Below are 432 nucleotides of genomic sequence, written 5' to 3' on the forward strand. Positions count from 1 at the left end.
TTGCCTGGCACAGTTTTAGCGATATTAAACTGACCACCAATTTGATGACTTGCTTCAAAGATTTTAACTTGGTGTCCACGATCTGCCGCATATACAGCAAAACTTAAACCTGCTGGCCCGGCCCCAATGACGGCAATATTTTTCTGATTATGTGCTTCTTTAAAGATTAGTTCTGTTTCATAACATGCTCGAGGATTAACCAAACATGTTGCAATTTTCATAGAGAAAATGTGGTCGAGACAAGCTTGGTTACAGCCAATACACGTATTAATTTCATCGCTACGGCCTTCACTTGCTTTTAAAACAAACTCAGGATCTGCAAGCATTGGACGTGCCATTGAAACCATATCCGCATGACCCGACGCTAATACATGTTCAGCCATTTCTGGTGTATTAATACGGTTCGATGTAATTAATGGAACTGAAACTTCA

The 432-nt window shown here is 40.3% G+C and carries 1 protein-coding gene; it reads right to left on the reverse strand.

All coding sequences use genetic code 11. The features are described from left to right. Positions 1–432 (reverse strand): oxidoreductase (locus F7Q96_RS26695; RefSeq protein ID WP_151023677.1); only part of this gene is annotated, 432 nt, incomplete at both ends.

Source organism: Cupriavidus gilardii (genome assembly GCF_008801915.1).
GTDB lineage: Bacteria > Pseudomonadota > Gammaproteobacteria > Burkholderiales > Burkholderiaceae > Cupriavidus > Cupriavidus gilardii.